This is a genomic window from Comamonas sp. B-9, assembly GCF_000410635.1.
Classification (GTDB): Bacteria; Pseudomonadota; Gammaproteobacteria; order Burkholderiales; family Burkholderiaceae_C; genus Comamonas.
Genome location: NZ_KE148667.1, coordinates 1 through 907 on the forward strand (window position 1 = coordinate 1; position 907 = coordinate 907).

General features: G+C 67.9%; 1 protein-coding gene. It reads left to right on the forward strand.

Features of this window, described 5'->3' with window-relative positions:
* A partial coding sequence (gene fahA / locus H928_RS29530) for a fumarylacetoacetase (protein WP_239645064.1) occupies positions 1-907 on the forward strand: 907 nt, incomplete at both ends.

A 907-nucleotide genomic window follows, 5' to 3' on the forward strand; every position in this document is an offset into this window, starting at 1 on the left:
CGCTGCGCCTGGCGCTGTCGCGCGGCCTGCGCGTGGGCGCGGCGGAGCAGGCGCAGTGGCAGGGCTTCCTGGTGCCGCAAGCGCAGGCCGAGTACAACCTGCCCGCGCGGATCGGTGACTACACCGACTTCTACACCTCCATCCACCACGCGACCAATATCGGCAAGCAGTTCCGCCCGGACAACCCCCTGCTGCCCAACTACCAGTGGGTGCCCATTGGCTACCACGGCCGCTCGTCGAGCATCGTGGTCTCGGGCACGCCGTTCAAGCGCCCGGTGGGCCAGACCAAGGCGCCCGATGCAGCGGTGCCGACGGTCAAGGCCAGCGCGCGCATGGATATCGAGCTGGAAATGGGCATCTTCGTGGGCCAGTCCAACGCGCTGGGCGAGCCCGTCAGCATTGGCGAGGCCGAGGACCATGTGTTTGGCCTCTGTCTGCTCAATGACTGGTCGGCACGCGACATCCAGCCCTGGGAATACCAGCCGCTGGGCCCGTTTCTGTCGAAGAACTTTGCCTCGACCCTCTCCCCCTGGGTGGTGACCCTGGAGGCGCTGGCGCCTTACCGCGTGGCCTTTGCCCGCCCCGACGGCGATCCGCAGCCGCTGCCCTATATGGACAGCGCCCACAACCGCGATGCCGGTGCCTTTGACATTGCATTGGCCGTGGACCTGCAGACGGCCAATATGCGTGCCGCCGGCCAGCCAGCGGTGCAGATCACCCAGTCCAACTACCGCCATGCCTACTGGACTGTGGCGCAGCTGGTCGCCCACCACACCGTCAACGGCTGCAACCTGCAGCCCGGTGACCTGCTGGGCACCGGCACCCTGTCCGGCCCCAGCCTGGACCAGGCCGCCGCGCTGATCGAGCTGACCGTGGGCGGCAACCAGCCGCTGACCTTGCCCAATGG